The following is a 17,496-nucleotide window of genomic DNA, read 5'->3' on the forward strand; positions in this document are numbered from 1 at the left end:
TCGGGCCTCATCGCGGGGCAAGCCCGCTCCCAACGACTTACTGCTTCATTTCGGCTTTTGGGTCATAGACCCGCGTCACATCGCCACCCAGCCGGAAGCTGTTGAACGGCTGCATGTCATGCTTGCGCTCCAGGGTGTCGCCGACGCACTGGTACAGCGCGCACCACGGCTCGAGCCAGGCGTACTTGCTGTCGATCTTCAGGTCCTTGAGGTCCTGCTTCACGCCGGCGCGGGTGTTGAAATGAACAGGGTCGCGGGCGCCGGCCAGCACGCCTTCGCCAAGCCGTTGCAAGGCGAAGTTGTTTTCCTTGCGCAGGTCCACGCCGTTGGCCTGGGCGAAGCTGGCGATCATCGCCAGCGGCGGCAGGGCGTAGTTGTGGTAGGCCAGGGCGCGCTGCTTGCGCTTGACCTCGTTGGGCAGGAAGCCCTGCTCGTCGACCTGGTTGACGCCGACCTTGTATTCCTTCACCGCCCAGTCGAACAGCTCTTGCTGGTCGGTGGCCACGGCGGTGGCCATCACCGACCAGGCCGCCCAGTAGCTGTGGTTGTTGATCTTCTCCAGCGGCAGGTCGCTCCAGTCGCGCACGGTCTGGCGCGCCAGGCGCACGAACCATTTCTCGATCTGCTCGGCTTCGGCGCGGTGCGCCGCCAGTGGCTGCGAGTTGGAGAACTTCAGGCGCAGCCACGAGCCGCTCATGCTGCCCAGGGCCCATTTGCGCATGGATTTGCCGGTATGGTTGTAATCGGTGGACATCAATGCATCGGCGCGTGCCCAGGTGTCGAGCCAGGTCAGGGCGCAGTCCAGTTGCGCCGGGCGGCCATCGCGCATGTACTGGCCGACCATCTTGCTGACGCCTTTCTCGAGGGTGGTGATGTCCTCGGTGGATTTGCGGAAGGCTTTTTCCGAGGCGACATTGAGCGTCGCCCGGGCCTTGTCCGAACCTTCGTACTTGCTGCGGAACTGCAGCGCGCCGGTATAAGGCTTGGGCGCGGCTTCGCAGCGGAAATTGCCATCGCCGGTCTTGAGCTTGTCGATGCCCTCGTAGTAACCCTGGGGCGGCACCAGCGCGGCCTGCGCCGCGCCGCCGAACAGGGCGAGGGCGAGCAGGGCGGGTGCGGTCTTGCTGCTTATGGTGGTCATGGTCGCCTCACTGGCCAGCTTGCGCGGTGTGCTGCGCGGGGCTGGCGAAGTTGTTGCGTTTGCAGAGTTTGGCTTCGACTTTCTGCGTACCGCTTTCTGGCCCTTGGACCTCCAGGGCGAGCAGGTTCTGGCCTGCCCAGTCTTCGTCCTCGCGCATCTGGAAGACGAAGCGCCCGTCGGTGTCGGAGGTCTCGGGCTTCTCGATCTTGATGTCCTCGTGGCGGCCGTTGAGGTACCACAGGGTGGCCTGCAGCACCTTCACCGAGGTGTCCTCGAACTTGATGTCGAGCTGGTGGTTGCGGTTGACCAGGTCCTTGATCACGCCGTTCTTGCCGTTGACCATCAGCTCGTTCTTGCCGGGCTTGAGGGTGGCGCTGGCGCTCATCTGTGCCGGACGGTCGTCACAGCCGTCGTCGAGCAGGCCGAGGATCTGCCGCCAGATGGTTTCCTGGTCGAGGCGGTACAGCGGCGAGAACTCCCACACCAGGATCTTCGGCGGGTTGTTCTGGAACTCCTCGCTGCCCAGGTACTGGATCATCGAGCCTTCCAGGCCGCCGCCGGGGAAGGCGACATTGAGCACATCGGCGCCGATGTACTGCTCGAGGAAGCCCGAGAAGTTGTAGTTCTTGCCGCTGTGGCTGGTGCCCACCAAGGTGATCTGCGCGTTGCCCGAATCGCCGAACAGGTCGTCACCGCCGGCGGCGCCCTTCGGTTCGGTGGCGAACTGGTCCATGTACTGCACCGCATAGCTCGTGCCGCACAGCTGGCCGGCGACGTTGTGCAGGGTGCCGGTCTTGCCCATGCGCCCGGATTTTTTGGTCTCGAATTCCTTGCGCGGGATGCCTTCGAAAGCCGGCATCTTGTGCACGGTGTCGGCCACGATCTTCGCCGCGCGCTCGGCGCCGTAGGGCGTCCAGTGCTGGTCGCCGCGGAAGTAGAAGTCCTTGCCCTGGTCGGCGGCGGCCAATTGCTCGTTGGTCAGCGGCGACAGGTCGGGCACGTTGTAGCCCATTTTGCTGAAGCGCTGGAGCATGGCCTGGTAGTTGCGCAGGGCCTTCTGGTAGTCGAAGGCGGCCTTCTCTTCGGGGTTGAGCATGTTGCGGTTCACCAGGCCACGGGTCGGCTGGTACACCACCACCAGCTCGACGCCACGCTTCTTGAACGCGTCGTGCACTTGCTGCAGGCGTTTGTAGCCACCCGGGGTGGTGTCGAACTCGGTGCGCAGGTCCTCACGGGTACGGAACAGCCAGTCGCCCTGGGCTTGCACCAGGGTGGTGAAGTTCTGCTGGTAGCGCGTGGTGTAGCGGCTGGCATCGTGGGCCTCGGGGCACAGCTGGCAGCAAGGTTCGGCGCTGAAGGTCGGTGCCTGGACGTCTTCGGCGCGCACGCCCTGGCTGATGGCCAGGAGGGCGGCGGACAGGCCCAGCAGTTTCATCAGGTGTGGAGTCATGGTCTGGGCTTCCTTAGTCGATCATTTCGGTCTGGCGTTCGACCGGGTCGATCAGCACGGCCTTCTGCTGGCGCACCAGCAGGTCGAGGATTTCGTCCTGGCGTTCGCCGAGCACGCCGTTGAAGCTGATGCCGTTGGCCTTGCGCGGCATCAGCATCGACACCTTGTACAGCTCCACCGACAACGGCGAATCGATCGACAGCGGACCTGAACCGTTGGCCGCCAGCTCGCCGCCGACCACGATCAGCGACACCTTGGTATCGAACGGGTCGAGGGCAATGTCGCGGTCGGTGTCGGACAGGTCCTTGATGTGGCCGTATACGCCCACCAGGCCGTTGGCCATGGCGACGTTCTCGTACAGGCGGATGTTCACGCTGTTGCGCACGCGGATGCCGTGGCGGCGATTGTTGATCAGCTTGTTGCCCCAGATCAGGTTGTCGCCGCTCTCGTACAGGGTGATGCCGTCGGTGTGGTTGCGGTAGATCTCGTTGTAGGCGATCAGGTTGTTGACGCTGTTACGGTCGATCACCACCCCCGAGAGCTTGTTGTCGTAGCTCTTGTTGTTGATGATCCAGCTGTCGTTGACCTCACGGGAGACGATGATCCCGTGCTTTTTCTTGGTGCCGTACACGGTGTTGCCGGCGATGATCAGGCGGTGCGAACGGTCGTGGGGGTCGATGCCGTAGACGATGTTGTCGCGGTAGGTGCTGTCCTTGACCACGAAGTCGCTGGTCTCATAGCAGTAGAAGCCGTACCACATGTCGCTGAACTCGGAGCCGATGATCCAGCCGGTGGGTTCCGGGCGGCCCATCTGCTTGGCCATGTTCGGCGTGTACTGCGAGATGCTCACGCCATAGGACTTGGATTTGGCGTAGCCGAAGCTAGCCATCTTGCTGTTGACGATATAGGTCTCGGTGCCGCCCCAGCTGAGCAGGAACGGGCGGAATTCATCGGGCTTGCGGAAGGTCGCCGGGCCATTGGCCTGCTCGCGCCATCCGGTGACCTGGGTGTCGCTGACAAACAGCTTGCCGTCGTTGACGATGAACGAGCCGCCTTCCTCGGACAGGCGCAGCTCCTTGACCTTGCCGTCGATCTCCAGCACGCCCTTGCGCCCGACCACGATCGGCAGGCGCGCCAGGTACACGCCAGGTGCGGTTTCACGCAGGTACTGGCTGGGGACTTTCTTGCTCAGCTCCACCAGGTCGACGTGGCCGTCATCGACGAAGATCGCCTGGGGGATGCCGTGCTGGCGGCGGACCCACTCGGCGCCCTTGTTGTCGCCGCCGATGAACTCCTTGAGGGTGTCCTCCTGGAGCATGCGGCGCACGCTGACCTTGCCCTTGTGCTGGCGGTCGATCTTCTGCTGCACGGCCTGGGCGGTGTAGCCGGACAGGTCGGGCAGCTTGGGCGGGTCCATCTTCAGCGGCTCGATCGGCGCGCTGGAGACGGTATAGGTCTTGGCCTGTTGCAGCCCTTTGGCCATCTCGGGCTCGGCGGCCTGGGCAAGGCCGCCGGCCAGCAGCAGGGCGCTGGCGAGCAGGCTGTGGCGAAGGTTCGGGTGCAGGTTCATGGCTATCCTCTCCCGGCCTCAGTAGCGCCAGATCACGTCGACGAAGGCGCGGTGCATGTACGAGTCGGCCTCTTTGCCGTAGGCGTCTCCCGGCTTGAACACACCGGCGCGCAGGCGCACCAGAGCCGACGGTTCGTCGATCGACTGGCTGATCGAGGCCGGCAGCAGGCCCTGCTTGAAGTACTTGGTCACGACCACGTCCATTTCCTGGCCGAGGTCTTTCTCGCCCTGCACCAGCGGACGGTTGATACCGCCGTCGTCGACCACGGCGTTGATGCCGCTGGACCCGATGTTCTGCTTGCCGTCGACACGCCAGAACTTGTGGTAGATGAAGCTGGCGTCGTAGTCGTCGCGCAGCTGCCAGGAGGCGAACAGGGTGGCCGCCTGCAGGTTGCCCAGTTCGCCGCGGAAGGCTTCACCGAAGCGATGTACGCGCGAGCGGGTGCCAGTGAAGTTGGAGCGGTTGCTCTCAAGGCCGGTCTGCTCGAAGTTGTTCGAGCCGTTGCTGCCACCGCCGCCGCTGCCCCGGGCGTAGGCTGCACCGACCTGCCACTGCGGATCGAGGCGCAGGCGGATGCCAAGATCGGTTGCCCAGGCGTTGACGTCACCGCTTTGCTTGCCGGTGGCGATCTGGTCGTTGCCCACCACCTGGCTGCTGAGCGTATCGCGATCGCCGGTCAGCCAGGTGACGCTGCCCCAGTAGTTGACAGTGTGGTCGTTGCGCCAGTTGTAGGCGTCGCTGTTGGCTTCCAGGCCCAGCCAGGTGAGGTCGCCGGTGCGCGTCTTGTCGAGGGCATCGACGGTTTCGCCGGGGCTCTTCAGGCTGCCGCCGTCATGGCTGTGGTGGGCGCGCAGGCCAACCCAGTGGCCGGGTGTCCATTGCGTGGCGACGTTGCCGTAGACATGGGTGCGGTCCTTGTCTTCGGGGGCCAGTTCGGTGAGGTCGGTGCGGTACTCGCTGAAGCGCTGGGCAACGCCCAGGTCGGCCTTGAGCAGAGTGGTATCGAAGGTCCAGTTCAGCGCTTCGATGTTGGTGTCGCGCCACATGCCATCGTCGCTGCGCAGACGCTGGCGGCCGAAGCGCAGCTGCTCACCTGGGTAGGGGGTCAGGCCGCTGTAGCCGACCCAGAATTCGCGCATGGCCAGGTAGCTCTTGTCCGGCTTGCGGCTGTCGTCGCCGTTGTCGCTGGTGGTGCCGTCGTCGTTCTGGCGCAGGGTGTCGGTTTCGATGATGTCGGTGGCGGCCACTGCCTGGCCCATGGCGAAGGCACTCCAGTTGCCGCGTTCGCCGTACACCCAGGGGCGCAGGTCCAGGCCCAGGCCGTTGACGTCGCCGCCGGAGCGGGTGCCCAGGTCACGGTCGTCCTCGGACTGGCCGGTGATCTTCACGTCGAGGCCGAAGTTCTTCTGCGCGGTTTCCGCCGCCAGGGTCGGCATCGACCACAGCAGGGCGAAGCCCAGGCCGATGCCGGCTTTCACGAAGGGGTTGAGCGTCATAGCGAATCCTCGGCGTCTACGTCTTCTTTCTCGTCCTGCAGCGCTTCGATGGCCAGTGTGCTGTTGGCGCCTTGGGCCATGCTGCCGCGTGCCTGCTTCTCCTGCGCCAGCAGTTGCTGGGCCTGGTTGCGCTGGTCGGGCGTGAGCTGCTGGTCGAGCTGTTGCAGCAGTTCGCTCGACTGTGGAGTCGGGTTGACCTGGGAGAGCTGCGCGAACACCCAGGCATTGGTCGGCGCCGGGCGGATGCCGTGGCCCTCGCTGAACAGCTGGGCCAGGGCGTAGTCGGCGCTGTTCTGGCCACCACGGGCGGCGGCCAGCAGGTGGTCCACGGCCTTTTGCGGCTCGACCTGGCCCAGGTAGCCACGGCGGTACAACTGGCCGAGGTAATAGTCGGCGCTGACTTCGCCGGCATCGGCGGCAGCCTGCAGGTGTTCCTGGGCCTTCTGCGCATCGGCGGGCACAGTCTTGCCTTCGTAGTAGAGCCGGCCCAGCAGCAATTCGGCGCGGGGCTGTTCTGTCTCGCGGCCTTTGTCGATATAGGTCATCAGCTGGTCGGTGTCGCCCAGTTCGGGGAAGTCATAGAGCAACTGCGCCAGGCTCACCCAGGACGCCGGGTTGGCCGGTGCGACCTGCTCGAGCAGGTCCTTGGCGGTCTTCTCGTCGGTCTGGCCGAGGCTGCGGTCGGCCAGCACGCGGGCGACGCTGTCGACCCGGGTGGCGGGCACGGCGCCGCGGGCATGGGCGGCCTTGAGCTGCTCCACCAGGGCGGCCTGTTGGTCGGGCTGGGCACGTTTCTGATAGATGGTGGCCAGTTCCACATAGCAGATATCGGTCGTGGTCAGTGCGGCCTTGCAGATCTTTTCCACCTCGCCCAGGTGCTGGTCGTAGGTGCCTTGGGTGCGATACAGCAGCACCTGGGCCAGGCCGGCTTCAGGGTTGCCGGCGGCGCGCCACTGGTCGATCTGCTGCTGGGCGTTGACCTTGGGGAAGCTCTGCGGGTGTTGCAGGTAGAGCATCGCCAGCGGGATCAGGGTATTCGTCTCACCTCGTTGCGCCGCGAGCTTGAGCAGGGTTTCGGCCTCCTCGCGCTCGGCTTGGGTGCTGTCGGGCTTGGCCACCAGCAGGCGGCCGAGGCGCGCCTGGGCACGGGGCGAGGTGGCAGCGGCGGCGCGGTAGGTGGCCTCGGCTTGCTTGAGCTTGGCCGGGTCGCGGGTGCTGACCTGGATGTCCGCGAGGCCGACCTGGGCGTCGCTGTAGCCGAGGTCGGCGAGGGCCTTGTAATTGCGCTCGGCGGTGGCGGTGTCGCCGCGCTTGAGCGCTTCGTTGGCCAGGCGCTGGTCGGGCAGGCCTGCGCAGCCGGCCAGGGTGATGGCGGCGGCCAGGGCGCATGCCCCCAGGCGCAAGCTGTCCCTGTGGGAGCCGGGGTGTCTGCTGGTCATCGGCATGATCCTCTTACAGCCCGCGGGCCACGGCTTTGTCGATCAGCCAGTTCAGCGACGGGCCACGGTCGCTGTTGACCGAGGCCGGGCGGCCGGCGAGTTCGGCCGGCAGGCCGCCGTCGGGCTTGATCTGCACGCGGATGTCGGAGGCCAGGTTGTCGGTGTCCAGGCTCGAGCTGCCGGTGATCCGGCCACTGCGTACTTCATCCTCGCCGGCGATCTGGAAGTTGACCCGGGTGCCCGGCTTCACTTCATCGAACTGGCGGTAGCTGAAGCGCGCCTCGATGGTCGGGGTGCTGGTACGCGGGATCAGCGCGAACACCGGCTGGCCCTTGCTGGCGTACTGGCCGTCATCCACCAGCTGGCGCGAGACCACGCAGTCACACGGGCTGGTGAGGGTGCCGGAGAGTTGCTTGCCGAACAGCTCCTCGACCTTGGCCGGCTCCAGTTGCGAGTCGTCCAGGTGGCCTTTGAGCAGGTCGAGCATGCTGGTATTGAATGTCGCCAGTGGCGCGCCTTTGGCTACGCTGGCACCGTTTTCCACCAGGCTCTGCACGCTGCCATCGCGGGGCATGGTGACATTGGTGGTGGGTACCGCGACCACGCCGGCTTCGGCATGGCTGACGAAGTACAGGCCATACAGCGATTTGGCGACGAAGCCGAACGCCACCAGGCCGACCACGAACACCCCGGCGGTGACGGTGACCGCGCGCAGGCGGCCGAAGGCCGTCAGGCCGGAGCCACCGTCCTTCTGCTTGCGCGCCTTGGTAAAGTTGTCGCGCTGCAGGGTACTGAGTACGTCGCCGGCGCTGATCAACTCGCCGGACAGATGGCTGGTGATGATATGGCGCAGGGTGGCGATGTCGCGCGGCTCCAGGTTCTGGAACTCGGCGCCGGTACGGCCGGTGTCGCGGCTGTTGGTACGTACCAGCAGCTCCACGTCCATCGACAGGCCGAGGTTGTCGACCACGAACTGCAGGCGGCCGCGCAGCACTTCGCCTTCGGCCAGGGGCTTTGGCGCATGGAAGGACAGGCCCCCGGCGGACAGGTCGTCAACCTTCACCTCGTGTGGCTCGCGGTTGCCGTCCAGGTAGCGCAGTTTGGCGGGGATGCGCACCCGGGCATGCTGGCGCTGCGCTTCGGATTCATGCACGACGTTGACGTTCACGGCGGTATTCATGGCGATATTCGTTCCTGTTATCCGATCCGGGGGCTCACACGACCATGAACAGCACGGCGACGAAGACGCTCGCGGCCGAGAAGGTCATGGTCCGCGAGGACCAGGTGTTGAACCATTGTTGAAAACTTGCGAGGTCGCGCTTGAGGGCAGTGGGCTGGCGGGTCCAGGACTGCTTGTCGAGACGGAAGAACACGTAGATCTTCATCACCGCGCCGACGATCTGGTTGTAATAGAGGATCAGCGGGTAGGCGGGGCCGACGTTGTGGCCCGAGCACAGCAGCATGATGGTGAGAATCAGGCGGGTGATGCCGATCCACAGCAGGTACACCAGCAGGAACTGCAGGCCGAACTTGAAGCTGGCGATCACCGCCACGGTCAGGCCCAGCAGGCTGGTCCACATCGACACGCGCTGGTCGAGCAGGACGATGCTGGTGAACAGCCCCAGGCGCTTGAGGCCCAGGCCCAGGGCACGGGAGTTCTGCCGCAGGTTGTTGCCGTACCAGCGGTACATCAGCTTGCGGCTGGCCTTGACGAAGCTCTTTTCCGGCGGGTGCTCGACCGTGTTGATCGCCGCGTCCGGCACGTAGAAGGTGTCGTAGCCCAGGCGCATCAGGCTGAACCAGCTGGACTTGTCGTCGCCGGTGAGGAACTTGAAGCGGCCGAGGCGCCAATGCATCAGCGAGTCGCTCTCGACGTCGGCAATGAACTCGGGGTTGGTCACTACGCTGGCGCGGAACATCGACATGCGCCCGGTCATGGTCAGCACGCGCTTGCTCAGGGCCATCGAGCACATGTTGATGTGGCGCTGGGCGAAGCGCAGCTTGTGCCACTCGCTCATGATGTAGCCGCCGCGCACTTCGCAGAACTCGTTGGTGGTCAGGCCACCGACGTTGGGGTAGAGCTTGAACCACGGCACGGTCTTGCGCACCACGCCTTCGGCCAGCACGGTGTCGCCGTCGATCACCGCGACCACGGCGTTTTCGTCCGGGAGCATCCGCGAGATGGCGCGGAAGCCATAGGCCAGGCCGTCGCGCTTGCCGGTGCCGGCGATGCGCACGATGTCCAGGGTGACGTGTCCGGGCGGGTTGTACTTGGCCCACAGGCTCTTGACCAGCAACTCGTCGGACTTCTCCACCAGCGAGCAGACCACCGTGGTGGGGAAGCCACAGTCGATCGCCTCGCGGATCACCGAGCTGTAGACCTGGGCGGTGGTCAGCGCATCGATGCGGAAGCTGGTGACCATCAGGTACACATGCGACGGGTCGGCGGCCTGGCCGAGCTTCTGCACCTTGCGGCGCAGGTACGGGTAGACCAGGTACAGGAAGATCATGCCGCGGATGAAGTGGGTGGCGCCCATGGAGTAGCGCCAGATGCCGACAGCGCCGACCAGGAAGATGAAGTGCTTCGATTGCGAATCGAAGATATCGCTGGGCAGGGCCAGGGCGATCAGCATGAGCAGGCTCATGTAGAGCAGCCAGCCGGCGCACTGCAACAGCACTGTCTGGAACCTTTGCATGTTCGGCATCCGTCGAGAATTCGGGGTGGGAAGGGCGGCGCGCTGGGGAGGGACGCGCCGCCCGACCGGGTTTACCAGCAGATGCCTTCGGTGCGGCTGGTGGTGCAGGTTGGCTTGCTCATGAAACCGACCAGGTCGATCACTTGCTTGCCGGCCGGCGCCTGTTGGGCCAGGGCTCGGAATTTCTCGTCACGGTTGCCCAGCACGATGATGTCGGCGTCGTTCACCACCTGCTCGAAGTTGGCGTTGAGCAAGGAGGACACATGCGGAATCTTCGATTCGATGTATTCCTTGTTGGCGCCGTGCACCCGGGCGTATTCGACGTTCTGGTCGTAGATGTCCAGCTGGTAGCCCTTGCCGATCAGGCGCTCGGCCAACTCCACCAGCGGGCTCTCGCGAAGATCGTCGGTACCGGCCTTGAACGACAGACCCAGCAAGGCGACCTTGCGCTTGTCGTGGCTCTCGATGATGTCGAAGGCGTTCTGCACCTGGGATTCGTTGCTGCGCATCAGCGAGTCGAGCAGCGGCGCCTTCACGTCCAGGCTCGAGGCGCGATACGTGAGGGCACGTACGTCCTTGGGCAGGCACGAGCCGCCGAAGGCGAAGCCTGGGCGCATGTAGTACTGCGACAGGTTGAGCACCTTGTCCTGGCAGACCACGTCCATCACATCGCGACCATCGACACCGACCGCCTTGGCGATATTGCCGATCTCGTTGGCGAAGGTGACCTTGGTCGCGTGCCAGACGTTGCAGGTGTACTTGATCATCTCGGCCACTTCGATCGGCTTGCGGATCACCGGGGCATCGAGTTCTTCGTACAGGGCTTGCAGGACGTCGCCGCTGGCGCTGTCCAGTTCGCCGATGACAGTCATCGGTGGGTGGTCGTAGTCCTTGATCGCGGTGCTTTCGCGCAGGAACTCGGGGTTGACCGCCACGCCGAAATCGACACCGGCCTTCTTGCCCGAGCAGTCTTCGAGGATCGGGATCACCACGTTCTTGACGGTACCCGGCAGCACGGTGCTGCGCACCACGATGGTGTGACGGCGGGTGGTGTCGCGCAGCACGTAGCCGATCTCGCGGCACACCGACTCGATGTACTCCAGACCCAGGTCGCCGTTCTTCTTGCTCGGCGTGCCGACGCAGATCATCGACACATCGCTGGCGCGGATGGCTTCGGCAAAGTCCGTGGTGCCGCGCAGACGGCCATTGGCGATGCCTTGCTGCAGCAACTCTTCCAGGCCCGGTTCGACGATGGGCGACTTGCCCTGGTTGATCAGGTCGATCTTGGTGCTGGACACGTCCACCCCAATCACGTCATGGCCTCGTGCCGACAGGCAACCGGCGCAGACTGCACCCACATAACCCAAACCAAAGATGCTGATACGCATCGCATTCACCTCATGTGTTTATCACGCCAGCCCTTCAGCGAAGAGCCGGCCGGGTTGATTGACCAGCAGTTTTCGGGCGCACGGTTCCATGGCGAATTGACACTTCACCGAACGCAGGCATGAATAAATCCGGAGCGCAAAAAGTTATGCACTCAAAGTTGGCAGTCAAAGGCCAATATTTAAAAGGCGTGCCCTGAAATGCAGCCGTCTTTATTGCAAATCGCCGTTCGCGAATTGCTGTGCTTGTTTTTTCAAGTGGATAAATCCTTTGAAATCAACCACTAGGACGAATTTTAGGGGCGCTTGTCTCCTGCATGGATAATGGCTTCAGGCACTTCCTGTACCGCCGTTGAAGTTCTCGGGCCGGTTAGGGATGGCGGCCCTTTGTCATCTGTAAGTCATTTCTCACGTTCAGCGCTTGAAACTCGTTACGGGTGCTATGAGCCATTGGGCGTAGTAGAAGTTCCTGGGGTGGTTGCCCCACGGTGAAAGATTTCTAAATATTTTTTCAGAGGGAAATACTTTCAATCTGATAGCACGGCGCAGTTTCGTCCCCGTATATAAAGGGTGAAAACGAAGCGCGATGGTTATATGCCAGCATGCGAAAATTTTTTTCAAAATCCGTCAAAAAACTACGAACGGTCTTATGGCGTTTTGCGATAAGGATAATGGGGATGGTTTTTTGGCGTCTGTTATTTGGCGATTTTCAGGCGCAAGCGTGCCCTATTGCGGGGCAGGGGTGGGATGGGGGCGCACAGCGCCCCCGGGGCCATCAGCCCTCAGCGTGATCGCGCAGGAACACCAGGTGATCTGGCTTCGACTGCTCGGCACTATAGTAGTAGCCCTGCGCATCGAAGCGCTTGAGCTGCTCGGGGTCGTTGACCCGCTCCTGGATCACGAAGCGGCTCATCATCCCACGGGCTTTCTTGGCATAGAAACTGATGATCTTGTACTGGCCGTTCTTCAGGTCCTTGAAGTCGACGTCGATCACCCGCGCCTTCAGGGCGCTTTTCTTCACCGCGCTGAAGTACTCGTTGCTGGCCAGGTTCAGCAGCACGTCGTCGCCCTGGTCGGCCAGGGCCTGGTTCAGCCACTCGGTGATGCGCGTGCCCCAGAAGGCATACAGGTCCTTGCCGCGGCCGTTGGCCAGCTTTGTGCCCATTTCCAGGCGGTAGGGCTGCATCAGGTCCAGCGGACGCAGCAGGCCGTACAGGCCCGAGAGCATGCGCAGGTGATCCTGGGCATAGCTGAAATCGTCCTCGCCCAGACTTTCGGCATCGAGCCCGGTGTAGACGTCGCCCTTGAACGCCAGTAGCGCCTGCTTGGCGTTGGCCGGGGTGAAATCCGGGGTCCAACTGCCGAAACGCGCGGCATTGAGGCCGGCGAGCTTGTCGGAGAGGTGCATTAGCTCGGCGATTTGCGCCGGCGACAGCTCGCGCAGTTGCACGATCAGCTCCTGGGAATCGTCCAGGTACTGGGGCAAGGTATGGCGTTGGGTCACCGGCGGGGTGTCGTAGTCGAGGGTCTTGGCGGGGGAAATCACCGTCAGCATCGGGTCGGCTCCTGGAATCGTCGGGCGAATTCTACGGGGCTGCTGGCGCAACGCCAAACTATGGCGACGATAGTCAGCGAACATCGCCACAGGCAACCGGCGGCTGTCGCGTTATAGTGCGCGCCAAGTCTTCTAGGAGAATGCACATCGTGCGTATCGCGTTTGCCCTGCTAGCCGGGCTCCTGAGCCTTGGCGCGCAGGCGGCCCCGGCCGACTTCGTCAGTTTCGACCGTGAGCGCTGGCCGGAGCAGTTGAACAGCCCGGCTCTGTTCGACGTGGCGTCGCGGGCGGAGATCCTGTCGTTCGCCCGCGTGCTGCACGAAAGCGAGATGCTCGACGAGCCGGCGCTGAAGGCCCGGCTGGGCCTTCGCCAGATCAACCTGACCGTGGTGCGGGCAGTGCGGGCGCGCCTGTGGCAGCGTCTGTGGACAAGCTATCAGCAGGCGCAGCGCAGTTGCGAGCAGGATGCCTCGTTCTGCTACCCGGTGGAATCCATGGCCGATTTGCGTACACAGGCCGCTGTGTTCGCCGAAGATGTCGGCTCGTTCTATGCCGAGTGGGTCGAGCCCAGTCATCAGTTCCACACCCGTTACCTGGATGAGCAGCTGCGCAAGGCTGCGCTGTTTCCCCAGACCACCAGCGAGGTGGCCAAGCTCTCCGATCGTGAACGCAACGGCGAGGAACTCAATGACCGGATGTTCCTGCTGACCTTCGTCAGCGGCCCCGCCCCCCAGGGCGGTAGCACCGATGCGCTGGCTGACTACCTGCGCCGGCAGAAGCTCGACGGGATTTTCTTCGTGCTCGGCAATCGCCTGCAGCAACGGCGCGATGCCGGCCCGCTGGGCGAGCTGTACGCCGGCCAGTGCGTGGGTATCCAGGGCTGGGAGTACCGCTCCCATGCCCAGTGGCAGGATTGGCAGGATTCACTGCGGCGCAGCCAGGCACGGGTGCAGGCCGACCTGGCCGAGCAGTATGTGCCGCTGTTCCGTCCGCCCTATGGCCAGCGCCGCGCCGATGGCGAAGCGTTCCTGGACAGCCAGCAGCTGCGGGTTTCACTGTGGGACATCGACGCTCAGGATGACGGCCCGCTGAGCGCCGAGGCCTCGGCGCAGCGGGTGCTGACGCTGATGCTTTTGTGGCGCAAGGGGGTTATCCAGTTCCGTGACGGCTTGCCCAAGGCCCAGCCGGCGCTGGAGTGGTTGTTGCAGCACACGGCCCAGAGCGGGATCGGTTGGGAAGGCTGTCGGGAGTACGCACGGCTGGAGTAAGCAGGGCCGAGGGCTCAAGGCACGCGGGCCGCACACTGCGCCTCACGCTGCATCGACTCCAGGTTGCGTTCGATGGTCTCGCAGATCGTGTCCATCGGGATCTGATGCTCGCTGATGCGGAACGGGCTCTGCAGGTCCGTGCCGATCCGTTCGATCGCCAGCAACATGAAGCCGACGACCGTCGAAGCCAGCGGCGTGAACCAGCCCAGCGATTCCACCAGTCCCACCGGCACTATCAGGCAGAACAGCGTGATGAACAGCCGTGGGAAGTACACATAAGGGTAGGGCAGCGGCGTATTGGCGATCCGCTCCATCCCGCCCTGGGCGTTGGACATGTCCACCAGCGTCGATTCCAGACGCGCCAGGCGGATGCTGTCCAGTCGCCCGGCCTGGTATTCCTGGGCCAGCAGTGCCGCCGAACCGCTGAGGATATCGTTGGCAAAATTGTTGGAGCGATTGCGCCGTTCGAACTCGCCGGGCGGTATGAAGGCCATCAGCTCATCCGGGCATTTCTCGTTCTTGAGATGGGCGGCCAGGCAGTTCACATAGGCGATATGCCGGCGCAGCAAGGTCGCCTTCACCGGGTTCGGCCCGTCAGCCGGGTCGTCGACCAGCGTCAGCACCTGCCTGGCGAAACTGCGTGAACTGTTCACCAACGCCCCCCACAAGGTGCGCGCTTCCCACCAGCGGTTGTAGGCACTGCTGTTGCGAAAGCTCACCAGCACCACCAGCGCCGAGCCCAGCAGGGTGAGCGGGATCAGCGGCAGGCTGAACTTGCTGTTGAAGAACAGCATGAAGTCGATGGTGACCAGCACGTCCCAGATCAGCAGCCAGAACAGCGACCAGCCGATGTAGCCGAAGGTCTTGACCACCAGGCGGTACTTGCGGGCGAGGAGGGCTTTCACGTTGGGGGAACCTCGAAGCGGGGGGATGCAGGTTCCGACGTCGCGGGAGGGGTCAAGGTTCGCTGGGATTCGTCGCAGGGTGTAACGTGGTTTTTCCGGTGAGCAGTTAAGAAGATGCCTACATCAAGAGGTAAAACGTCCCTCGCGGCGATGGTTTAGGCTCATGACCCATTCACTTTCAGGAAGTCGAGCATGACCAGTGAACTGACGTCATTCAAGATTGCGGATCTACTGGATTCAGAGGCAGCGATTCAGGAATACCTGTCACAGGTAGTGGCCGAAGGTGACGCAGATGAAATCATTCGAGCCCAGTCCCATGTCCAGGCCGCACGCTTGCGCACTACAGGTGGCTAGTCCAGCCAGATTCCTTGCTCCCGGTCTTTTGTACTGCACTGCCGCACGGTGAGCAGAATTGCGAGCATCGTCAGCGTGGGAGCGGGCTTGCTCCGCGATGGCTGCAACGCAGCTTCAGTCCAACACCTGCTTCATCTGCACCAGCGCCACCCGGCTTCCATCCGGCGCCCGCCGCTCCTCGATCCCGAACGGCACAAAACCGAGCTGTGGATAAAGCAGCAGCCCTGCGGTGTTGTGATTGAAACACGATACCCAGATCTCCCGCGCTGCGAACTCTTCGCGAGCCAGGCCGATCATGCACTGCACCAGATAACGTGCCACCCCCTGACCCCGCGCAGCCGGCGCCACCACCACATTACCCAGCGCGCAGACACCGCCGTGTTCGGCTTTGTAGAAATTGGCGAAGCCAACGATCACGCCATCGGCCTCGATCACTGTCGAACCACTGCGCTGGGCGATGGCTTCGTTTAGTTGCGCGGGTGTGAGCGGGTAGGTGGCTTTGGGGAACATGTAGAAGAGTTCGTCCGCGCTCTGAGGGAATTTGCAGAGCGTGGCGATGTCTGCAGGGAGGACGGGGCGATGGCTCAGAGGCATAGATGATGTTCCGCTGTGTAGAGAGGTTAGCAACCCCCGTGTGTCTCAGAAGTGCTGGGTCAATGCGGCGCCGGCAAGTCACTACCTTACATCAGGAACCTCTGATCGCCAGCGCCAGCATCCGCGGGGTCCAGGGATAAGCAAAGCTCACCGAACAACTGCTCGACGGTCTCCACCACATAGCTCCAGAATGCTGGGTTTTCGATAGTCTGCGACACCACTTGCAAGGGAAGAAAACGGCGCATCTCCGCCTGGAAGTCGCGCTGCGTCTGCGCCTGCGTCAAACAGGCGACTCGTGCCGTGCCCTGCTGCAGTAGCCAATCGGCAGTGATCGCATGGTCCCCAAGCTTGCGCCTGGCCAGTGAGAAAGCCGGTATCACGGCGCGCTGCTTGAGCCAGGCCAGGTCCCAGATGTCGCGATTCTTGATGCGTCCCCGGCGCAGGGCGAAAGCCAGCAGCTTGTCGATGAAGATCTCTTCGAGACTCTGTGTGTTGATGATCAACCCTTCGGTTCCCATATCGACCCCGTAGGGGTTCAGCAAGGTCATGGGTTTGCATTGATAGGACGGGACCGCGCAGATATCGATATGGATTTTCTGCGCGGGCAGGTTGCGAGCTTCGGGGCGGGTCTGCACGCACAGCTTCCAGGTGTCCACATTGCCAGGTGTGTGCAGCGGCTCGCTCACATCGATCTGCAATCCGTACTTTTCACTCAGCCTTGCTATCAGGTTTTCCTTGAGTGCCGAGAAGTCTTCCCGTTTGAAATCCGCGCCACCGGTGAAGTCGAGATCTTCACTCAGGCGCCTGGAACCGTAGCAGGTTCGCAGGCAGGTGCCGCCGATGAAGCAAAGCCTCTGCAGCAAGCCGGACTCGCTGAGTATCCGCATGATGTCATGATGCAGCAGCTCCTTCTCCACCACCACTTGCAGTGGTGCGAGCTCAGGTGTGTTGCCCAGGGCGTGCTGGACAAGTCGATCAAACAAGTTCATTGGCCGTTTTCCAGTCGATCAGCTCCAGATTGCGTCTGGTCCGCTTCATGTCGGCCAAGGCCAGCGAGGCATTGGCGCGCCATAGGCGGCAGCGGTCGTCGTAGTCGAGTTGGCCGTTGAGTTCGAGAGCGCTACGGGTGGTATGGACGAACTCGACCGTGCCGAAAGCTGCACAGCTTATGGTCTGGGTTCGCCCTGACGACATGATAGTCAGCCAGTTCTGTGGTACCTGAGAGATCACTCCGATATCGCTGAGGGCGCACTCGAGGCTGATGTAGTTGAGATTGTCAGCTCGCAGGCGGGCTGCGGTGTGATAGAGCACGAGCCCAGGGTTGGGCTTGGCCGGAGTGAAGAAGTAAAGCCCCCTGCATACCCTGACCAGGATGCTGTCGCTGGACGCCCTGCTCAGCAGCGAGCGATAGGCACCGTCGGACAAGCCAGGCACCAGGGCACGCATATCCGCTGGCGTGAACAGATAGCGCTGGGGTGTGGCGAGGTGATGCAGACCTCGATAGAGGCGCTGAAGCGGCTGGGCAGGCATGGGGTTGATCAACAGAAAGTCACGGTTTGTGAAACTTAGTGTAGAACGGTGGCTGTGGCTATACAGTAAGTTGCACTATGTGTGATTTTCTGTGCAGTCACCAGCTTGGCTC

At 63.1% G+C, this 17,496-nt stretch carries 15 protein-coding genes; 2 read left to right on the forward strand and 13 right to left on the reverse strand.

The annotated features are described in order from the left end of the window. Positions 1–37: 37 nt before the first annotated feature. From OH705_RS07250 to yaaA, 9 genes are all read right to left on the reverse strand, one after another. Positions 38–1,141: a mannuronate-specific alginate lyase gene (locus tag OH705_RS07250; protein WP_038706780.1), complete on the reverse strand. Its 1,104-nt coding sequence runs from the start codon at positions 1,139–1,141 to the stop codon at positions 38–40. Between the two features lie 7 nt (positions 1,142–1,148). After that, the gene (locus OH705_RS07255) at positions 1,149–2,591 is read right to left on the reverse strand and encodes an alginate O-acetyltransferase (RefSeq protein ID WP_023630479.1); all 1,443 of its coding nucleotides are present in this window, start codon (positions 2,589–2,591) and stop codon (positions 1,149–1,151) included. Positions 2,592–2,604: 13 nt separating this feature from the next. Beyond that, positions 2,605–4,161 carry a mannuronan 5-epimerase AlgG gene (gene algG, locus OH705_RS07260; RefSeq protein ID WP_046854234.1) on the reverse strand — a complete coding sequence of 519 codons (1,557 nt, stop codon included), beginning with the start codon at positions 4,159–4,161 and terminating at the stop codon, positions 2,605–2,607. An 18-nt stretch (positions 4,162–4,179) separates the two neighbouring features. Continuing rightward, a complete protein-coding gene (locus OH705_RS07265; protein WP_038706779.1) occupies positions 4,180–5,658 on the reverse strand; it encodes an alginate export family protein in 1,479 nt (492 codons plus the stop codon). Then, on the reverse strand, positions 5,655–7,097 hold the full coding sequence (gene algK, locus OH705_RS07270; protein WP_038706778.1) for an alginate biosynthesis TPR repeat lipoprotein AlgK: 1,443 nt from the start codon (positions 7,095–7,097) through the stop codon (positions 5,655–5,657). The genes OH705_RS07265 and algK overlap by 4 nt, the downstream gene beginning before the upstream one ends. Before the next feature lie 13 nt (positions 7,098–7,110). Continuing rightward, a complete protein-coding gene (locus OH705_RS07275) occupies positions 7,111–8,277 on the reverse strand; it encodes an alginate biosynthesis protein Alg44 (RefSeq protein WP_038706777.1) in 1,167 nt (388 codons plus the stop codon). 34 nt (positions 8,278–8,311) lie between these two features. Beyond that, positions 8,312–9,793, reverse strand: coding sequence for a glycosyltransferase family 2 protein (locus OH705_RS07280; protein ID WP_177182921.1), 1,482 nt, complete (start codon positions 9,791–9,793; stop codon positions 8,312–8,314). A 71-nt stretch (positions 9,794–9,864) separates the two neighbouring features. After that, a complete protein-coding gene (locus tag OH705_RS07285) occupies positions 9,865–11,181 on the reverse strand; it encodes a nucleotide sugar dehydrogenase (protein WP_046854238.1) in 1,317 nt (438 codons plus the stop codon). 772 nt (positions 11,182–11,953) lie between these two features. Beyond that, a complete protein-coding gene (yaaA, locus tag OH705_RS07290; protein ID WP_267301629.1) occupies positions 11,954–12,733 on the reverse strand; it encodes a peroxide stress protein YaaA in 780 nt (259 codons plus the stop codon). A 149-nt stretch (positions 12,734–12,882) separates the two neighbouring features. Here yaaA and OH705_RS07295 point away from each other — a divergent pair, with 149 nt between their 5' ends. Further along, on the forward strand, positions 12,883–14,001 hold the full coding sequence (locus OH705_RS07295) for a polysaccharide deacetylase family protein (protein WP_267301630.1): 1,119 nt from the start codon (positions 12,883–12,885) through the stop codon (positions 13,999–14,001). A 14-nt stretch (positions 14,002–14,015) separates the two neighbouring features. Here the strand turns inward: OH705_RS07295 and OH705_RS07300 are convergent, their stop codons facing one another. After that, complete coding sequence (locus tag OH705_RS07300) at positions 14,016–14,906, reverse strand: bestrophin family protein (RefSeq protein ID WP_263160158.1); 891 nt, start codon at positions 14,904–14,906, stop codon at positions 14,016–14,018. Between the two features lie 192 nt (positions 14,907–15,098). Here OH705_RS07300 and OH705_RS07305 point away from each other — a divergent pair, with 192 nt between their 5' ends. Then, on the forward strand, positions 15,099–15,260 hold the full coding sequence (locus tag OH705_RS07305) for a transcriptional regulator (RefSeq protein ID WP_267301633.1): 162 nt from the start codon (positions 15,099–15,101) through the stop codon (positions 15,258–15,260). Between the two features lie 114 nt (positions 15,261–15,374). On the opposite strand, the gene OH705_RS07310 is transcribed toward OH705_RS07305, so the two are convergent. The 3 genes from OH705_RS07310 to abiEi form a co-directional block, all read right to left on the reverse strand. Then, the gene (locus OH705_RS07310) at positions 15,375–15,854 is read right to left on the reverse strand and encodes a GNAT family N-acetyltransferase (RefSeq protein ID WP_267301635.1); all 480 of its coding nucleotides are present in this window, start codon (positions 15,852–15,854) and stop codon (positions 15,375–15,377) included. An 86-nt stretch (positions 15,855–15,940) separates the two neighbouring features. Further along, entirely contained in the window at positions 15,941–16,843 is a 903-nt protein-coding gene (locus OH705_RS07315) for a nucleotidyl transferase AbiEii/AbiGii toxin family protein (RefSeq protein ID WP_267301636.1), read from the reverse strand. Continuing rightward, complete coding sequence (abiEi, locus tag OH705_RS07320; RefSeq protein ID WP_267301638.1) at positions 16,830–17,384, reverse strand: type IV toxin-antitoxin system AbiEi family antitoxin; 555 nt, start codon at positions 17,382–17,384, stop codon at positions 16,830–16,832. The genes OH705_RS07315 and abiEi overlap by 14 nt, the downstream gene beginning before the upstream one ends. Positions 17,385–17,496: the final 112 nt, after the last annotated feature.

Origin of the sequence: Pseudomonas sp. BJa3, from assembly GCF_026343815.1 — a bacterium.
Classification (GTDB): domain Bacteria; phylum Pseudomonadota; class Gammaproteobacteria; order Pseudomonadales; family Pseudomonadaceae; genus Aquipseudomonas; species Aquipseudomonas soli.